The following is a 15242-nucleotide window of genomic DNA, read 5'->3' as shown; positions in this document are numbered from 1 at the left end:
AAGTCGGCGCGCTCGAGCACCTCGTCCAGGCTCAGCAGCTCGATGCCCAGCTGGGCGGCGCGGGCCGGGGAGGTGTACGGGTCGTAGGCGATGACCTTGGTCTCGAAGGCGGCGAGGCGCTGCGCGAACAGCTGGCCGATACGGCCCAGGCCGATGACGCCGACGGTCTTGCCGAAGATCTCGACACCATTGAACTTGCTGCGCTGCCACGTGTGCTCGCGCAGGGTGGCGTCGGCGGCCGGGATCTGGCGGGCGGCGGCCAGCAGCAGGGTGACGGCATGCTCGGCCGCGGTGTGGATGTTGGAGGTCGGCGCGTTGACGACCATGACACCGCGCTCGGTGGCCGCGGGCACGTCGACATTGTCGAGGCCGACGCCGGCGCGGGCGACGATCTTGAGGTTCTTACCGGCCTCGAGCACCTCGGCGTCGACGGTGGTGGCCGAACGGACCAGCAGCGCGTCGGCCTCGGGCACGGCGGCCAGCAGCTCGGGTCGATTGGGGCCGTCGACCCAGCGAACCTCGACACCGTCACCGAGCGCATCGACGGTCGACTGGGCGAGCTTGTCGGCGATCAGAACAACAGGACGGCCATTTTGGCTCACTGTGGGGCACTCCTGAGAGTCTCGGGAAAACTGGCGTTGCGGGCGACCGATGGTGGAGGTGACGTGCTGGGGGTTGCCGAGGGAAGGCCTATTCATGTGGGTTCGATTCTGTGAGCCGCAGCCGGGCACGGCAGCGGGACGGATGAGGGCAGCAGCCACCGACCGAGATTCTCGGTCTGGCGCTGACCCGTCAGTCAGCGTCGGGAGATACAGAATCGAGTGAGAATTGCGCGGCCCTGGGAGCTGGTCGACTCGGTGCGTGGTGGAGCGCGCATGCTGGCAGTTCGAGGCGGCGCGATATCGGCGGGCGTGATGCTCGACACGGGCAACGCGGCGGTCGCGCTTTCCGGGCGGGGCGCTACCGACTTGACCGTCGAGTGTCCGGGCGCAAACTTGTTATCGCCGTCGGAATGTTCATGCGTAGCATGGGCGTAGCCGATCTTGACCGGCGAAGCCGTAATCCGGTTGCCCGGAACATTGACCGCAGAAACCGAATCCGTGTGTGTCGATTCGGTTCGGGCGGCATTGATCAGCTGGCAATGGCTCGATCCCAAGCCGAGCAAGCCGAGGGTAACGAGAACGGCAAAGACTGCTCGAACAGTCCATGCGCGAATCCCGGCGGCGATCACACCACGACTATAACCATCGCGCCGCGAAACTACTATTTGTCTACGTAGATTGTGCTGATTACCGCGCAGCGGTCACCGGTTCCCCTCACGCGCGCCGTGATGTGGGCACGGGACTTGGACGATCGTGGCGAGGGCCTGGCCGACGGGATCGTCACGGCCGAGGCGCCGGTCGCGTTCGATTGCCGGAATCGGTTGCAGGACATCGGATCACCTCTGCTACTGATTGAAGGCGAACGAGATCCATTCCTGTCGTCGGACATTGCGGCTCGCACAGCCGCACTGGTACCGGACGTCACGTTGCTGGTCCGGCGTCGGCGCGGGCACTACGGGAGCTTGATGAGCCGGCATCTGGGGAACGAAGCCACGGGATTTCTCAGTGGCTGAAACCCGTTGAGGGACAGCGTTGGTAGTGGTCTTCCCGATCTGTCCGACATCCATCTAACAAATGCCCGGCAGATGGCGATGTGATGTCGTGGCTCTTACTCCGTCGGCGCCTTCGGCGTCCAAAGTTCTCGATCTCGACCACGATGCGGTTGCCGCGCTGATTCGGCGGTGGCGCGACGACCCTGGCGGGACGTATCGCACCTGGTTCCTCTGGGAAGAGAGGCTGAAGAATTTTCGTTCCATCCGGCGCGGTATCGAGGAGGTGGTTCGCGAGATCGAGGCCGACACGTTCGGGGTCGCCTACAAGGGATCGTCGCTCGAGACGGTCGTCGGGTCCATCGCCGAACAGCGGCAGATGTTCAAGGGCGCCGATCATGCCTTTCTGTGGAAACCGAAGCTCCGCATCCCCGATATCTACGAAAACCGTGACAACCAGCTGGCTTTCGCCCGGATGCTGGAAACCTGCCGCTGTTGCACCACCGAGGCCCAGGTGCTGGCCGCTATCCGGGTGTTGGCCGGACAGAACATCAAAGGGCTCGGGCCCGCCGCCGCGAATCTGCTGTACTTCCTGCATCCCACAGTGGCAGCGCCGTTCAATACCGCGATCGTCAACGGCTACAACGCCCTCGTCGGCGCACGGGTCAAGCTCGGCAAATGGGACCAGTATCTGGCCATGCGGGAGGGGATGTTGGCGCTCAATGCCACCCACCGGAATTTGTTGTCCAACGACCTCGGCGCGGTCGCCGGACTGTTGTTCGACCTCGGGCAAGGGCGGTATGTGGCGCCGCCTCGCGCCGGTGTGGATGCGAATGCCCGTGCTGCGTGGGAGGCGGATCTGGTACTGGTGCGGTCGGACGCCGCTGTCGACAAGGCCCGGGATCGGGCGATGCGTGACGATGTGTCGCATACCGAGGTTCAGGGTTGGCTACGCGATCTCGGCCGTGCCCTCGGATTCGATGTCTGGATGGCAAGCAACGACCGCGGTCGCGAATATGACGGCGGTCGCCTGGGGGACGGGTGTCTGGCCGCGCTGCCGGTTGCCCTGGCGTCGAGTCCGGCAGCGGATGCGATCGGATTGATCGATGTGCTGTGGTTCGACAGTCGCGGAAGCGTCGCCGCCGCGTTCGAGGTGGAGCACACGACCTCGATCTACTCCGGGATCGTCCGGATGCTCGATCTCGCGCTCAGTGGGGAACCCGCTGCCGCGCGGGGATTGTTCCTCGTCGCGCCGGATTCGCGCGAACAGGAGGTTCGAGCGCAGATCAGGCGCCCCGCCTTCAGTCGCGTTGCCGACCTGAAAGTGCGGTACCTGCCCTATGGCGAACTTCGTGCGCACCGCGAGGCGATCATGCGGTTCGGCACAGGGATGCGGCCCATCGAGGAACTGGCCCGAGACCTGAGTTGAATCTCCGCTGAAATGGCGTTGCCGGGGTCAGGCAGCTGATCAGGAGAAAGAGTCCATGAGGCGGTCGGTCCAACCCTTGCTCAGCGCTGTCCCAACATGGCCTTCATTCGGTCGATTTCTGCCTGCTGGCTGGTGACGACTGAATCGGCGAGTTTGCGTGCGTCGGGATTGACGCCCTGGGCCTGCTCAGTCTTGGCCATATTGATGGCGCCGGTGTGATGCTCGATCATCATCGACAGAAACGTGCGGTCGAAGTCGCTGCCGGACTTCGATTGCAGGTCCTGCATTTGCTGGGTGGACATCATCCCGGGCATGTTCGGCATGCCCGGCATGTCCTGCATGCCGCCGGTATCGGCCGACGGGCCCGGTTTACCGAATTGCTGCAGCAGCGAGCGGATCTGAGTCATCTCGGGCTGCTGGGCGTTCTTGATCTCGGTCGCCAGTTGGAGTATCTGCTGGTTCTGCGTCCGTGCCGGAGCCAGGTCGGCCATCTGCACAGCCTGTGCGTGATGGGGATACATTTCCTGCAAGAAGGTGACGTCGGCGTCGTTGAAATCGGTACGAGTCGGTGCCTGCCGAGACGAAGACTGGGCCATGCCGCTCATGCTGGTAGTCGGCATCGTTGTGGCTGTTGTGGTGGAGCCGGTGCCGCTGCGGTCACTACAGCCGGCGACTACCACCACACTCGCCGCGGCAAGTCCGGCCACCGTCCATCGAAACACTAGCGATCGTGCATGCATCCGGATCTCCTTGCTCGATTTGGGGATCTCATGTTGGTGCGGTCTCGCCCGTATCGATACTTCCGGCGCGTCACCGCTTCGCTCGTGCGTGTGATACCCGTCAACGGTAGATTCACTCGCCCAGACAGATAGCCGTCAGGCGCCGAGACGACCATCACCGTCCGCTCAATTTCAGGGGAGCATCGTCGGGGGAGTCCGGGCGAGATCGAGCCGCCACAGGATTTCTCCGCCGCGGCAGTGGTGTGCGCGGCGGATCAGCTTGGCCATCGGATGCTCGTCAGCGCCCGATGCTTGTAACTGGGTGCGGTACTGGGCAATCGCACGCAGCTTCACCTTCTCGTAGCCATCTACTGGAGCGATCCGGGCCGACCAGTGCGCACCATCGCGCGGGCTCTGTCCCGCAAGATCCGGGGACGTGGGTCCCCGTGACAGCACCGACATCGCTTCCATGACGATCCCGGCTGCCGGGCTGGCCCATAAGGGGGCTGACCTCAACAGCTGTGGTAACGTGCGCGCGACCGGATGGCGGCGCCGCCACAACTCCGACAGTGCCGGAAAATCTTCGTAGAACTCGATGCGGTTCGTTGGGGCGTGCACAGCCGCGACGCGAATCGCCGCGGTCGCAACTTCTACATGGTCGTAGTGGTTGCCGATGCCCAGCGGAGCCAGAATCCGAATACCGGGGTCCTCGAGCAACTCGACTATGCATCGCTCGATAGTCAAAAGTTCGGCCGACTCCAAAAGTCGACCGGAGGTCCGGAAAAGATCGGTGCTTCGTTTCAACGGCGGCTGACGAAACAGTCGCTCGCGCAAACCAAGCCGACGCGACGCCGCGCCGAGGAGGATCATTGCACGGTCGTCTTCGGCCTGCCGGGTCGCGTAGTCGCCGAAGAGCCGGCTCCTGCCGGGCAATTCCGCGCGCGACGGTGGTTCCGTGTAGACCGTCAGCACCCGAACAGGATCGCCTGCTGCGGCCGACCGGGCGATGAGCGCGCCGACCGAGAGCGCCGCATCATCGAAATGTGGCGATACGACCACCAAGCCCCCGCTCATGATTTGCGCTCCAATCTCTCGCGATACCTGGCGACGCCGTTGAAGCGCAGCGCCGTGCCTGCCGAGCGCGGGTGCGCCGAGCATGGTCGCATTGCGCCCCTGACAGTGCACTGTCGGTCGGTGCGACTACGGCCTCTAGTCAAGCTATCTACGGCCCAACATAGTAGCTATTCGCTACCTGTGTTCTTGAATGGCGCGCGAGTTCGCAGCTCGAATGTGCCACAGTCCTGGCCCTACGCCGGGGTCACCACGCACTACCCGTCGGAGGCAGACTCCGATGGGGCGCGGGCGTGTTGGGGTGCCGGTCGTAGTTCGGAAAACTCGGTCGGCCAGGGCCCGGGATGGCGCGGTGCGGCGGAGCCGGTGCGTGCGGGGCTGGTGGGATGTACGGGGTCGGCGGCATCGACAGGGGATAGCTCGCACGCTCGGCTTGCGGTGTGGCGTCAGGGGCGGCGAGTGCGGGCGCCATCGGGACCGACACGGCGAGGGCCGATGCAGCTACCGCTACGCCGAGTCTGAGGATCGATCGCTTCGGGCGGATCTTCGAAGGTTCTTGTGAGACGCCGGTATTCATTGCGCTGCCTTTCAGCGGGTGGAGTAGCTGCGGAACTACGGCCTGAGCTTTGGGCTGACGGCTCGGCCGTGTCCACGCGGCCGAACCGTCGGGCTGCTTCGCGAACTACAGAGCGCTGCCGCTACCGGGCAGCCGGAAGCCGTTCCAGCCCTGTCCATTCCGGCCGTGACCGTGGCCATGGCCGTGTCCATGCCCATGCCCGTGGCGGTGGCCCTTGATGTCTTGCAGTGCCGAACCCGGACCCGCAGCAGGGGCGGCCGAGGCGGTGCCCGCGAAAAGTACGGCGGCGCCCAGCGGGGCCGCGGTGGCGAGTGCGAGCACGGTGGCGAGACGGCGGCGGTTGGCGGAACGCTTCGTCATGGTCGGATCGATCCTTTCTGCCGGGAACGGCAGGTTGCGGGCCGCGCAAGTGTTGTGGCGTAACACGATCCACGAGCGGGGCGGTCTATCTACTATCTACCTACGTACGTAGAAGGTACATGGCTTGTCGATGGCCGCCAAGCCCTGAACTACTATTCGAGTTAGTAATTTGCTGAGGACATTCGGCAAGCGTCCGAGAAGGGGTGCTGATCTGTGACGATCTCTCAGTGGAAGTTGCGGCGCTGGGTAGTAGCGCTCGGGGTTGCGGTACTCGCGGCCGTGGTCGTGGGCGTTCCGACCGGGGTGATATCGACGCCGTTCTATACCCGGATGACGCCGGTGCTGTGGTGGAACTACCCGGTGTGGCTCGCGACGGCGATCCTCAGTGGCCTGATCATGGCGACGTACGTGCGCAGTCCGCTGTCGGCCAAGGCTCCCACGGCAGGGGCGTGGGCGAATCTGTTGTCCGCGTTTGCCGTGGGGTGCCCGGTATGTAACAAGCTCGTGGTCGCCATTATCGGCGTCAGTGGAGCGTTGACGTTGTGGGCGCCGGTGCAGCCGATACTCGCGGTAGGGTCGCTGGCCTTGCTCGGCTGGGCGTTGGTGCGGCGCCTGCGCGGGGAGCGATCGTGTGGAGTTCCGGCGGCTGCGACGCGGTGAGACGCCGCCGGGCTTAGTCTTCAGCGCAGCGCGCTGCCCTGTTGCCACTGATCCCACGGCACGCTCCAGTCGCCGTTCTGCCAGACCTCGAGGGGTGCGCCGCCCGTATTGCGGATTTCGACGACATCGCCGGGTATGGAGAAGTTGTAGAACCACTGCGCGTTGTCGAGATTCAGATTCAGGCAGCCGTGTGAGGTGTCGGTATTGCCTTGCGCCCACACGGTGGAGTCGAGTTGGTGCAGGTAGATGCCATCGGTGCTGATCTGAGTGGCCCAGTTGATGGCTTCCTTGTAGCCTAGTCGCGAATTCACCGGCAGTCCGTAGGTGGAGGAGTCCATGATGACGGGGTTGGCCTTGCCCATCACGGTGTAGACCCCGGGCTGGGTCCAGAACGTGATCGTCTTGCCGGCGATGACCTCACTGCCCCCCATGCCCATGGAGGTGGGCATGGTGCGCACCAGTTGCCCGTTCTCGAACACCTGCACCTGCTTGGTGTTGTCGTCGGCGATGGAGACGTGCGACGGGCCGATGGTGAACGTCGTGGAGCTGTCTTCCTGCCCGAACAGGCCCTGGCCCAGCTCCGCGCCGTAGATCCTCGCCGAGACGGTCACCTTGGTGCCGGGCCGGTAGTACTCGCGCGGACGCCAGTGCGCGTTGCGGTTGTCGACCCAGTACCAGGCGCCGTCGACGGCCGGATCTGTGGTGACAGTCAGCCGCTTCTCCGCGGCCGCGCGGTCGGGAATGTCCTCGTCGAAGTGTGCGACGATCACGGTGCCGACGCCGTAGGTCCCGCCGTCGGCCAGAGGCTGGCCGCCGGTCGTGGTGAGGTACACCGTCGTCTGATTGCGCGGGGTGAGCGTAGAGAACGACGATGTGACCGGTCCCGTGGGTCCGGCGACACTGATCCCTTCCGCGCGCACGGTGTAGGTCCGTCCGTAGCCGAGCGGAACGGCCGGTTTCCATTCGGTCTTGTCCGGCGTCATGATCCCGTCGATGGCCTTGCCCTGCTCGTTCGTCATGGTCACCGACGACAGCACCCCGTCGCTCGTGCTCACCTGGACCCGAGCCGAGGGATCGACGTCTCGGGTGCCCTGGCCGGGGGTGATCGAAATGGCTGCGGGTGCGGGTGTGGCCGCCGATCCGCCGCCGCTCGACTGGGAGGAGGACGAACATGCCGAAATAGTGAGGGCGGAGACCAGGGCGAGGGCTGCGGCGGCAAATAGCCGATAACGCGGACCGGACATGGGCACTCCTCGACTTCTCGCTGCTGGGCGACGGCGCGGCGCAACCCTTTCTTACTATCCAACATAGTAGTTTACGGGGCGGGTAGTGGACCGGAATTTGGATTGCCGAGAGGTAGCTTTGCTGGTCATCAAGCGGCGGGTTCTCTGGTATTTACCACTACCGGGTAGCCGTATATGGTCCGATGGTGCGTTGTGCCACCGAAAGACGTGGCGAGACAGCATCGTCGCCGCGAGGCAAGGGAGGAGGTGGTCGTCGTGGTGAATCTGCTGGTGTTGCTGGGTGTCATGGGTGCTTCGATCGCGGTTATCCACGCCGCGGCACGCGTGTGCCGGACCGTGCCGATCGCGACCGAGATCAAGCCGTTCCTCTCCGGAGCGGCCCCCGTCGAGCACGCGGTCTCGCGCTATCACGTTCGCTGGTATGCGATCACGATGGTCTTCCTGGCTTTCGACATGGAGATGGCATTTATGTATCCGTGGGCTGTCGTCGTCGCCGACATCGGCGCCACCGCGGTGATCGAGATGTTCGGATTCCTTGCCGTGCTCATGATCGGAGTCCTCTACGCGTGGCGAGAGGGTGCGCTGCGATGGGTCTGAGTGCGTGGCTGCGGAAGCGGGCGGCGATTGTGCCGCTGATCGTGACGGTGCCGGGCGGGACCGGAGCTCGGCTCGCCGTCGAGCGGGTCGTCCGCGAGAACGGCTGGCGCGCAGCGCAAAACCCCGCGGCGGCCAACCTGGTGATCGTCGCGGGAACGGCCGCAGCGGATTTCGAGGCTTACCTCCTGCGACTGATGGCCACCGTGCCCGAACCGCACGCGCGGGTAGACATCGCAGAAGGCGATGACGTCGAGGCGAAACTGACGGCTGCGGTGCGCCGAATGCGGTCGACCGACTCAGGACAAGCGAACGCCGATGCCGAACTCCACGTTTCGAGCCACCACGGACACGGGGGCGCCGGCGGTGGGGCGAGCCCAGCCCATGGCGATCACGAGTCCGCGCGCCACCCTGCCGGCCATGAGGATTCGGATGAGGCGGGCGGGCACTACTACGGCACCAGTTCTGCTTCCGGCCATGACGGCGACTCTGGCCATCACGAGCACATGGCACACGAACACGGAATGCCACCTGATGTGCCCGGCCTGGGTGATGAGACCCACTCCCAGCATACCGAGCAGCACCACCATACTGCACCGTCGTCCATGGACGCCGAAGCTGAAGCGCCGCGGGATGACTCAGCAGCCGCGAGTAGCGATGACGATTGGGTAAATCCTGGCGGCAACCCGCACGACAACCGATCGCATGATCGCGACATGGGCCAGGCAGGAGAAGGCCGCGTGCACGGCCACTCCGGCGCTGATCACGGGCCGCGCCCGGCTGCCCATGGAGATGCCGGCCACGAGGATCCGGACGCGAGCGGTGCACCTCATCACAATGCCCACGGCCCTGACCATGCCGATCGCATGAGTCATGGTGGTGAGTCGGCAAGCCATATGGGAATGGAGCACGGGGGAAGTGACAACGAGCACTGCGATGGGCACGAGCATCACGGCGGACACGACCACCACAGTGCGCACGGGGATAACGGTGGGCACGGGGGTCACGGTGGGCACGGACATCACGGACACGACATGGGGATGGAACTACCCGGCGGGCTCGTGATGGCCGATCGTGCGCCCGACCGTGACGGGCTGATGCTGGATGTGCTGACGCTGCCACTGGGGCCGGTTTCGGTGTTCTGGCCGGCCGGATTGGCGCTCACCACGACGATGCAGGGCGACGTCATCGATGAGGTGGTCGTGTCGCTGCTCGATCCGCCCGCCCATGCCGACCCGTTTTGGGTTCGTCCGTGGCTGCGCGCATCTGCAGGTGAGCCAGTGACCGTGGGTGATGGTGAAAGATACTCGGCAGCACGGCGTTTGGATGCTGCGGCCGCGCTGCTGGCGGTGGCCGGCTGGGACGATAAAGCCACTGTCGCCTGTCGACTTCGTGACGAGCTGCTGATCGAGGATGCACCAGAAGATTTTCCGGCCCGGCTGAATCGCTGGGCGCGGCAGGTTACGGTATCGTCGATGCTTCGGTGGTCGCTGCGTCGGGTCGGGCATATCGCCGAGGGGCCGGAGGTTCCCACCGAAATCGCCGGCGACGCTCATTCTCGGCTGCTGCGGTGGATTCACGACATCGTGGACGCCGATTCGGACGGCGAAACTGCTTTGAAGCCAGGCGAATACGTGGCGGAGCGTGTCGCGTGTGCGCGATGGATCGTCGACAGCTTGCCGGATCTGCTGCGTGGTGCGGAACTGGCGGAAGCGCGCCTGATCGTCGCAAGCCTCGCCCCGGATGTGGAGTTGCTGGCCTGGTCGTCGAATTCGACGGGAGCAGTGCATGGTTGAGTCGGCCCCTTCGTGGTTGGCGGTGTTGCTACCGGTGATCGTCGCCGTGGTAGCGACAGGCTTCGCGATGGTGGATGCCGCGTGGCGGGCGAGGGCCGCCGGAGCACCTGTCGACGCAGCCCTGGGCCCGCTGCGCTCGACCGCGCTGCTGATTGTGCAGCAGCGTCGGCGCATCGTGGGCGCCGACACTCTGCTGTGGCGCAGCTCCGGCCTCGTCCTGCTGATCGCCGGGATGGCTGCGGCGGCCTTGGTTCCGCTGGGTGATGTTGTGGTGCTGGACAATTCGGTGTCGCTGGTGTGGTTCAACACGCTGGAGGTCGTGGCCTGGGCCGCGGTGTGGCTGGCCGGCTGGGGCGCGAACTCGGCGTTCTCGCTCGTCGGGGGCTATCGCTTCGTGGCGCAGGGGCTGGCGTATGAGTTGCCGCATATGTTCGCGTTGACGTGCGCCGCGATCGGAGCCGGATCGCTGCGGGTCACCGATATTGTTGCCGCACAACAGGACCGTTGGTTCGTCGTCATCATGCCGGTCGCTTTCATCGTGTATCTGCTGTCGGTTCCGGCGATGTCGTTCAGCAGGCCGTTCGATGCTGCGACCGGGCGTGATATTTCCGGCGGTGTGCTGGCTGAGTTGTCCGGGATCGATCGGCTGCTGCTGGTTGCCGGACGCCGGGTGTTGTTCGTGGCTGCCGCGGCGATGGCGGTGCCGTTGTTTCTCGGCGGTGGGTCGGGTCCGTTGCTTCCGTCGTGGCTGTGGGTGTCGATCAAGACCGTGGCGGTGCTGGGTGTGCTGATGTGGCTGGGACACCGGTGGCCGACGGTCCGGATGTCGCGCTACATGGAAGTCGCCTGGGTGGCCCTGTTGCCGCTCACATTGCTGCAGGCGCTGGTGGTTTCGATCGTGGTCATCCGCTGAAAGGGAGGTGCGGCAATGTGGCAGCAGGTGCTGTTCTGGATATGCGCGGCGGGCGCCGTGGCCTCCGGGATCGCGGTGTTCCGGGTCGATTCGATGGCCCGCGCGACGTTCGCGCTGCTGGTGTCGTTCCTGTTCGTCGCGGGCACCGTATTCCTCGTCGACCTCGACTATCTCGGAGTGCTGGTCGCGCTGATGATGATCATGGAGATGGTCATCATGGTGGTCTTCATGGTGATGTACATGATGAATCCGGCCGGTCTGATGCCGATGACGATGGTGCACAACCAGAAAGCCGCTCTTGGCATCTCGGCGGCGGTGTTCGCCGCCCTGGCCGGTATCGCCTTTTTCGTGGATTGGCCCGAGCGCACTGCCGCCCGGTCGGCCGATCCCACGCGGGCCCTCGGTGAAGCCCTCATGGGGCCGAAGATGCTGGTGATGATCATCGTCGGGCTGGTGCTGTTCGCCACCATCGTCGCGACAGTCGTGCTGGCGACCCACCGTGGCCGCTACGACCGTTACGGCGACGACCTGAGTCGACGAACACCGGATGACCCCGTCGAGGGGGGTGTCGGCCGATGAATCTGCCCGAATACCTCGTTCTCGCCGCGGCGTTGTTCAGTGTCGGCCTGTTCGGTGTGCTGTCGCAGCAGTCGATCGTGATGGTCATGATGGGGCTCGAGCTGATGATCAACGCGGTCATCGTGGCGGCGGTGGCGTTCTGGTATTTCGTGTGGCCCTCGGCGGACGCACAGGTCCTCGTGGTGGTGGCGGTGACCGCGATGGCGGTGGAGATGGCGGCCGGATTCGCCGTGACCACCGCGATCTTCCGGGCTCGTGATGTCGATATGGTCGACGCGGCCGCGGACCTGAAGGGCTGACCGTGCTGTGGTCGATGATCGCGTTACCGGCGCTGGTGGGAGCGGCACTTGCCGTGTGCGGGCGACGTGCGGATCGATGGGCTGCGGGGGCAGGTGTCCTGACGGCTGTCGCCGCGACGACGCTCGCCGTCGTGAATGCCATTGCGCGCCCGAGTAGTTCGCTCCCGATGCTGTCGGGCATTTCCTTCGATCTGGCGGTGGACGGCCTGTCCGCGGTGATGATCGTGACCGTCGCCGCGATCGTGACTGCCGTATTGCTGTTCGTCGCAGGAGATTTGGCGCCCGACGAACCGCGGGCGCGGTTCTTCGGGCTGATGCTGCTGTTCGCCGCCGCAATGCTGACCACCGTGACCGCGCAAACCCTGCCCGCCCTGCTGATGGCGTGGGAACTGATGGGCGCGGCATCGTATGCGCTGATCGGATTCCATTGGCAGGACAACTATCGGGCCTCCTCTGGCCTCGTGGCCTTTCTAACCACCCGCACCGGAGATCTCGGCATGTATCTGGCCGCCGGTGCCACCTTGGCCGGTGGGGCGGGCGCGCTCCAACTCGGTTCTATGCCTGCCCTACCCGCCGGATGGCGTGATGCGGCCACTGCTGGGATTGTGCTTGCGGCCCTGGGGAAGTCGGCGCAGTTGCCGTTCAGCTTCTGGTTGTCGCGTGCGATGGCCGGTCCCAGTCCTGTTTCGGCGCTGCTGCATTCGGCCACGATGGTCGCGGCCGGCGCGTATCTGTTATTGCGTCTGCATCCGCTGCTGGCCGCGACCGACTGGGCAGGTCCGGTGGTCGCGTGGGTGGGTGCGCTCACCGCCGTGGCACTCGGTGCGGTGGCGGTCTGTCAGCGCGACCTCAAACAGCTGCTGGCCGCGTCGACCTGTGCGCAGGTCGGGTTGATGGTGCTCGCAGCGGGTGCCGGGGGAGTGGCGGCCGGGTCCGGGCATCTGGTGGCGCATGCGGTGACGAAGAGTCTGCTGTTCCTCTGCGCGGGCGCGTGGCTGACCGCATTGGGCACCAAGGATCTCACCGGTCTGCGTGGTTCGGCACGAACCTATCCCGTTGTGGGACTGTGCTTTACCGCCGGCGCACTCAGCTTGGCGGGAGTGCCCCCGTTTGCACTGTGGCCGTCCAAGGATGCGGTTCTCGCGGCGGCCCGAGAGTCGTCGACCGCGCTCTATCTCGTCGGGTACGTCGCAGCGGTGCTCGGCGCGGTGTATGCCGGGCGAGCGCTGGTGCTGGTGTGGTCGTCTCGCGCCGGCGATACCGAAAGTCGCTGGGATAGGGAGGAACCAGGTACCAGGCGAGTGCGGATAACACAACGGCTGGCGCTGGTCGTGCTGGCGGCGGCAGCGCTGGCCGGAGGGAGCGCGATGGTGCCGGCAGTGCGTGATCGTTTCGCCGCAGTGGTCGCACCAGAGGGCTCACCTGTCATCCCGGTATGGGAACTGTCGGTGTCCGGCGGGATTTCGGTCCTGATGGTCGCTGCCGTGGCATTGCTGCTTCGGCGGCGTGGCGATTTGCCTGCGCCTGCCTTTCTGGCGGATTGGCTCGGGTTGGAGCGAGGTCTACAACGGTTCGTTATCTCGCCCGTATTCGCGGTGGCGCGGGGACTGGCCCGGTTCGACGACCGCGTGCTGGCCCAGGCCGTGCACGCCTGCGCCACCGCGACGACAGCGACCGCGCGAATGCTCGATCGCCGCGTCGAGTCGACGGTCGAGCGGGCTGTTCACGGGATCGCCAGTGGTGCACGGGATCTGGGCCGATGGGCCCGGCGGCCGGAAACCGGCCTGGTTCATCAATATTACGCCCAGGCCGTGGTCGGATTGGTCGTGCTGGCCGCGATCTTGATGGTGGTGCTGTGAGCACCGGTATCCACACAGTCGCGACAAATGCGCGACCCCGAAAGGTGAGGTGAGCGTGCTCAGCGTTCTAGTCTTCCTGCCGCTGCTGGTCGCGGTCGCCGTTGTCGCCCTGCCGCGGATCGGTGACCGCGGCGCCCTGTGGCTGTGGATCGGCGGCAGCGCGGTGGAAGTGGCGCTGGTCGTCGCGCTCTGGCTGCGGTATCGGCGCAATCCGCCCGCGGCCGGCGGGTTCGCGGACGAGGCACGGGTGGATTGGATTCCGAGTCTGCGGGCCGGATATCACGTCGGCGTCGACGGGCTCAGCCTGCCGTTGCTGGCGTTGACCACGGTGCTGTTTCTGGCGTGCGCGATCTATTCACTGCGCGAAACACGGCGGGTCCGGTGGTACGCGGCGTTGTTCCTGTTCCTGGAATCGGTCTGTCTGGGCGTTTTCGTCTCGCTGGATCTGGTGTTGTTCTTCGTTTTCTTCGATCTGTCGATCGTCGGGATGTACTTCGTGATCAACGGATGGGGACACACGCAGGCGCGCCGGGCGGCACTGCAGTTTTTCCTGTACACATTCATCGGCTCGCTGGCACTGCTCGTCGGCTTCATCGTGCTGTATCTGGCAGCGGACCCGCACACCTTCGATATTGTCGAGTTGACCGCGGCGAATCCTTTGGCCGGCAACGTTGCTCGCGGAACGGTCGCGCTGGTGGCAATCGTGGTGGGTTTGGCGGTCAAGACGCCGACCGTGCCGTTCCATACCTGGCTGCCGCCCGCGCACACCGAGGCACCGGCGGCCGGTTCGGCGATTCTGGCGGGTGTGCTGCTGAAATTGGGCACTTACGGCTTCGTGCGGATTGCGATGCCGATGCTGCCCGATGCGTGGCGACGGTATGCGCTGGTGATCGTGATCATCGGGGTGATTAGCGTGCTCTACGGTGCGCTGGTCGCGTTGGCGCAGAACAACTTCAAGCGCATGATCGCCTACACTTCGGTCAACCACATGGGCTATATCGTGCTGGCGGTCGGTGCGGCCGGACTGATCGCGCACAACAGTGAGCAAGCGCGCACCCTCGCGGTGACCGGTGCGGTCACCCAGATGGTCAGCCACGGCCTGATCACCGGCGCCCTGTTCCTGCTGGCCGGAGTGCTCTACGAGCGCCGCCACACCTACGATCTCGACGCCTACGGCGGATTGGCCGGGCAGGCACCGATATTCGCGGCCACAATGGCCGCGGCCATGTTCGCCTCGCTCGGACTGCCCGGCTTCTCCGGGTTCATCGCCGAATTCCAGATCTTCACCGGATCCTTCGGTCCCGCACCGGTGTACACCGCGCTGGCGTTCCTCGGAATTCTGATCACCGCTGCCTTGCTGCTGCGGGCCTATCAACGCCTGGCGCTCGGCGAATCGCGGGACGAGCCCTTCGCCGATTTTACTGCGCCAGAAGCGGTGTCGATCATTCCCTTGATGGGCGCGTCGCTGGTGATCGGCATCGTGCCGCGTTTCCTGCTCGATGTCATCGAACCGGCCGCGACATCCCTCGGCCGGTTGGTGGTGCGCTGAGA

15 protein-coding genes are annotated in these 15242 nt (G+C 65.2%); 9 read left to right on the top strand and 6 right to left on the bottom strand.

What is annotated here, in order from left to right; all coding sequences use genetic code 11:
- Together A5780_RS24420 and A5780_RS40230 are read right to left on the bottom strand one after the other, a co-directional pair.
- The coding region (locus A5780_RS24420; protein ID WP_304528426.1) for an NAD(P)-dependent oxidoreductase at window positions 1–602 on the bottom strand (602 nt) is incomplete at its 3' end.
- 194 nt (window positions 603–796) lie between these two features.
- Window positions 797–1231, bottom strand: a complete 435-nt coding sequence (locus A5780_RS40230; protein WP_156769647.1) for a hypothetical protein — start codon at window positions 1229–1231, stop codon at window positions 797–799.
- Between the two features lie 472 nt (window positions 1232–1703).
- Between A5780_RS40230 and A5780_RS24410 the strand changes: the two genes are divergently transcribed.
- A complete protein-coding gene (locus A5780_RS24410; RefSeq protein ID WP_062966024.1) occupies window positions 1704–3020 on the top strand; it encodes a hypothetical protein in 1317 nt (438 codons plus the stop codon).
- 80 nt (window positions 3021–3100) lie between these two features.
- On the opposite strand, the gene A5780_RS24405 is transcribed toward A5780_RS24410, so the two are convergent.
- The 3 genes from A5780_RS24405 to A5780_RS24395 all read right to left on the bottom strand — a co-directional run bounded on the left by A5780_RS24405 (window position 3101) and on the right by A5780_RS24395 (window position 5747).
- Window positions 3101–3760 carry a DUF305 domain-containing protein gene (locus A5780_RS24405; RefSeq protein ID WP_082976691.1) on the bottom strand — a complete coding sequence of 220 codons (660 nt, stop codon included), beginning with the start codon at window positions 3758–3760 and terminating at the stop codon, window positions 3101–3103.
- Between the two features lie 171 nt (window positions 3761–3931).
- A complete protein-coding gene (locus tag A5780_RS24400) occupies window positions 3932–4813 on the bottom strand; it encodes a PIG-L deacetylase family protein (protein WP_167355035.1) in 882 nt (293 codons plus the stop codon).
- A gap of 679 nt (window positions 4814–5492) precedes the next feature.
- Window positions 5493–5747, bottom strand: coding sequence for a hypothetical protein (locus A5780_RS24395; protein WP_062965800.1), 255 nt, complete (start codon window positions 5745–5747; stop codon window positions 5493–5495).
- 213 nt (window positions 5748–5960) lie between these two features.
- Here A5780_RS24395 and A5780_RS24390 point away from each other — a divergent pair, with 213 nt between their 5' ends.
- Entirely contained in the window at window positions 5961–6407 is a 447-nt protein-coding gene (locus A5780_RS24390) for a hypothetical protein (RefSeq protein ID WP_062965799.1), read from the top strand.
- 20 nt (window positions 6408–6427) lie between these two features.
- Here the strand turns inward: A5780_RS24390 and A5780_RS24385 are convergent, their stop codons facing one another.
- Complete coding sequence (locus A5780_RS24385) at window positions 6428–7651, bottom strand: Ig-like domain-containing protein (RefSeq protein ID WP_062965798.1); 1224 nt, start codon at window positions 7649–7651, stop codon at window positions 6428–6430.
- A gap of 207 nt (window positions 7652–7858) precedes the next feature.
- On the opposite strand from A5780_RS24385, the gene A5780_RS24380 reads away from it, so the two are divergent.
- The 7 genes from A5780_RS24380 to A5780_RS24340 all read left to right on the top strand — a co-directional run bounded on the left by A5780_RS24380 (window position 7859) and on the right by A5780_RS24340 (window position 15240).
- Entirely contained in the window at window positions 7859–8248 is a 390-nt protein-coding gene (locus tag A5780_RS24380; RefSeq protein WP_231983071.1) for an NADH-quinone oxidoreductase subunit A, read from the top strand.
- Window positions 8239–10041 (top strand): hypothetical protein, encoded by a 1803-nt coding sequence (locus A5780_RS40225; protein WP_156769646.1) that lies wholly within the window; start codon window positions 8239–8241, stop codon window positions 10039–10041. Before A5780_RS24380 ends, A5780_RS40225 begins: the two co-directional genes overlap by 10 nt.
- Window positions 10034–10954, top strand: coding sequence for an NADH-quinone oxidoreductase subunit H (locus tag A5780_RS24360; RefSeq protein WP_062965794.1), 921 nt, complete (start codon window positions 10034–10036; stop codon window positions 10952–10954). The genes A5780_RS40225 and A5780_RS24360 overlap by 8 nt, the downstream gene beginning before the upstream one ends.
- Window positions 10955–10969: 15 nt before the next feature.
- Window positions 10970–11533, top strand: a complete 564-nt coding sequence (locus A5780_RS24355; RefSeq protein ID WP_062965793.1) for an NADH-quinone oxidoreductase subunit J — start codon at window positions 10970–10972, stop codon at window positions 11531–11533.
- Window positions 11530–11832 carry an NADH-quinone oxidoreductase subunit NuoK gene (gene nuoK, locus A5780_RS24350; RefSeq protein WP_062965792.1) on the top strand — a complete coding sequence of 101 codons (303 nt, stop codon included), beginning with the start codon at window positions 11530–11532 and terminating at the stop codon, window positions 11830–11832. Before A5780_RS24355 ends, nuoK begins: the two co-directional genes overlap by 4 nt.
- A 131-nt stretch (window positions 11833–11963) precedes the next feature.
- Window positions 11964–13691 (top strand): NADH-quinone oxidoreductase subunit L, encoded by a 1728-nt coding sequence (locus A5780_RS24345; protein WP_369689786.1) that lies wholly within the window; start codon window positions 11964–11966, stop codon window positions 13689–13691.
- Window positions 13692–13746: 55 nt separating this feature from the next.
- Window positions 13747–15240 (top strand): NuoM family protein, encoded by a 1494-nt coding sequence (locus tag A5780_RS24340; protein WP_062965790.1) that lies wholly within the window; start codon window positions 13747–13749, stop codon window positions 15238–15240.
- The last annotated feature ends 2 nt before the right edge of the window (window positions 15241–15242 follow it).

Source organism: Nocardia sp. 852002-20019_SCH5090214 (assembly GCF_001665865.1).
GTDB classification, from domain to species: domain Bacteria; phylum Actinomycetota; class Actinomycetes; order Mycobacteriales; family Mycobacteriaceae; genus Nocardia; species Nocardia nova.
Note: the sequence above shows the minus strand (reverse complement) of the source record. Positions and strands in the feature narration are given on the sequence as shown.